Source organism: Micromonospora sp. MH33 (assembly GCF_003013775.1).
GTDB classification, from domain to species: Bacteria; Actinomycetota; Actinomycetes; order Mycobacteriales; family Micromonosporaceae; genus Micromonospora; species Micromonospora fulviviridis.
The window spans coordinates 1-2,741 of the sequence record NZ_MUYZ01000510.1; the positions used below are offsets into that span (position 1 = coordinate 1).

Below are 2,741 nucleotides of genomic sequence, written 5' to 3' on the forward strand. Positions count from 1 at the left end.
GCCCGCCGGCCGGCGCTGGCCGAGGCGGCCGCCCTGGTCCGCCGCTGCCTGGCCGACCCCGAGGCGGCCCGCCGCGAGGAGGCGCTGCTGTCCGCCGGCTCCGGGCCTGCCGGTGATGCCGAGGAAACCCGGCCGGCTGCCGAGCCCGCCGAGGACACCGAGGTGGCCCGCTGGCGGCGGGAGGCCGACCTGCTCCTCGCCGAACGGGCCGAGCTGGCCCGGCGGGCCGAGGCGGTCGAGGTGGAGCTGCCCGGGCACCTGTCGGTGACCCAACTGGTGGCGCTGCGCCGGAACCCGGAGGCGCTGGCCCGGACGCTGCGCCGTCCGATGCCCACAGAGCCCAACCCGTACGCCCGGCGGGGCACCGCGTTCCACACCTGGCTGGAGCAGCGCTTCGGCGCCGACCGGCTGCTCGACGTGGACGAGCTGCCCGGGGCGGCCGACGACGACGCCGCCCCGGACGAGGCGCTCACCGAACTCCAGCAGCGCTTCCTGGCCAGCGAGTGGGCCGACCGGGTGCCGGTGGAGGTGGAGGTGCCCTTCGCCACGGTGATCGCCGGGGTGGTGGTCCGGGGCCGGATGGACGCGGTCTTCGCCCGCCCCGGCGGCCGCTACGACGTGGTCGACTGGAAGACCGGCCGGCAGCCCGCCGGGCGGGAGGCCGACGCCGCCGCCGTGCAGCTCGCCGTCTACCGACTGGCCTGGGCCGAGCTGGCCGGGGTGCCGGTCGACCGGGTCGGGGCCGCCTTCCACTACGTCCGGGACGGGGTGACCGTCCGCCCCGCCGACCTGCTCGACGCCGCGGGGCTGACCGCGCTCGTCGCCGCGGTGCCGGAATTTCCGACAGAGGGCGCGGCGTTGCCGAGATCGTGCTAGGCTGACGACGTTGCAGTTTTGGTTTCCAGAGACTCTGTGTGCGCCTGGCGGATTGTGGCCCCAGGCGCTCTTTGTTGTGTCCGGAGTTCTCCGGGCGGGGCGACCAGCAGCGACAGGTACGCCGCGCACTCGCGCGCGGTGTGCTCCCTTCGGTCCGCAACAGGTGCGGGTCCGAACGTTCCGTCAAGGAGACGAAACAAATGGCAATTGGCACCGTCAAGTGGTTCAACGCTGACAAGGGCTTCGGCTTCATCACCCCGGACGACGGCGGCGCCGACGTCTTCGCCCACTTCTCGGCGATCCAGTCCTCCGGCTACCGGAGCCTGGACGAGAACCAGCGGGTCGAGTTCGAGGTGACCCAGGGCCAGAAGGGCCCGCAGGCGGAGAACATCCGTCCGCTCTGATCTTCGGATCATCCGGTAACACCCATCGCGCCCCCCGGGCGCGGTGACGGGCCGGTCCGCTGCGCCGCCCACCCGCTCCGCGGGACGTGGCGTGCTGCGGCGGGCCGGCCCGTACCCTTTCGGTTCGTGCTTGTGACCACCGGTGACCCCGGTGACGCGCCGCTCCCCGGCGCCCTTCCTCGACACGTGCCGCGTCGAGGAAGGCTTTTCGCATGACCATGACCATTCCCACCTTCGCCGCCACCGGCCTGGCCCCGGAGCTGGTCGCCGAGCTGGCCGCGCAGGGCATCACCGAGCCGTTCCCGATCCAGACGGCGACCCTGCCGGACTCGCTGGCCGGCCGGGACGTGCTCGGCCGCGGGCGCACCGGCTCGGGCAAGACGCTGGCCTTCGGGCTGCCGCTGCTGCACCGCACGGCCGGTCGCCGGGCCCGCCCCGGCCGCCCGCTGGCGCTGGTGCTGGTACCCACCCGCGAACTGGCCCAGCAGGTCACCGCGGCGCTCACCCCGTACGCCCGGGCGCTCGGGCTGCGCTGCGCCACCGTGGTCGGGGGGCTCTCCCTCCAGCGGCAGGCGGACGCGCTGCGCGCCGGCGCCGAGGTGCTGGTGGCCACCCCGGGCCGGCTGCACGACCTGATCAACCGCGGCGACGCCCGGCTCGACCAGGTGGCCGTCACCGTGCTCGACGAGGCCGACCAGATGGCCGACATGGGCTTCCTGCCGCAGGTGACGAAGCTGCTGGAGCAGGTCGACCCGAACGGCCAGCGGATGCTCTTCTCGGCCACCCTGGACGGGGGCGTGGACCGGCTGGTCCGCCGCTTCCTGAGCAACCCCGTGTCGCACTCCGTTGACCCGGGCACCGCCACGGTGACCGCGATGACCCACCACGTGCTGCACGTCGAGGCGGACGACAAGCCCGCCGCACTGGCCCACATCGCCGCCCGCGAGGGCCGCACCATCCTGTTCATGGCGACCAAGCACCGCGCCGACCGGGTCGCCCGCCAACTGCTCGCCAAGGGGGTACGCGCCGCGGCGCTGCACGGCGGCAAGAGCCAACCGCAGCGCACCCGGATCCTGGAGCAGTTCCGCACCGGGCACGTCACCGCGCTGGTGGCCACCGACGTGGCGGCCCGGGGCATCCACGTGGACGGGCTGGACCTGGTGGTCAACGCCGACCCGCCGACCGAGGCGAAGGACTACCTGCACCGGGGCGGGCGGACCGCCCGGGCGGGGGAGTCCGGCGCCGTGGTCACCCTGGTCCTGCCGGAGCAGCGCCGGGACGTCTCCCGGCTGATGACCGTCGCCGGCATCACCCCGCATACCGCCCGGGTACGCGCCGGCGACGAGGAACTGGCCCGCGTCACCGGCGCGCGCCAGCCCACCGGCGTCCCGGTCACCCTCACCCCGCCGCCCGCGCCGCACGCCGCCGCGGCCACGCGGCCGTCCCGGTCCCGCCGCCCGC

The 2,741-nt window shown here is 75.0% G+C and carries 3 protein-coding genes; all 3 read left to right on the top strand.

Annotated elements, in window-relative coordinates; genetic code table 11:
• On the top strand, window positions 1-876 hold an 876-nt coding region (locus tag B0E53_RS35115; RefSeq protein ID WP_210406341.1), incomplete at its 5' end, for a PD-(D/E)XK nuclease family protein.
• Between the two features lie 200 nt (window positions 877-1,076).
• Entirely contained in the window at window positions 1,077-1,280 is a 204-nt protein-coding gene (locus tag B0E53_RS35120) for a cold-shock protein (RefSeq protein ID WP_107079793.1), read from the top strand.
• 212 nt (window positions 1,281-1,492) lie between these two features.
• Window positions 1,493-2,741 (top strand): DEAD/DEAH box helicase (locus B0E53_RS35125; RefSeq protein ID WP_107079794.1); only part of this gene is annotated, 1,249 nt, incomplete at its 3' end.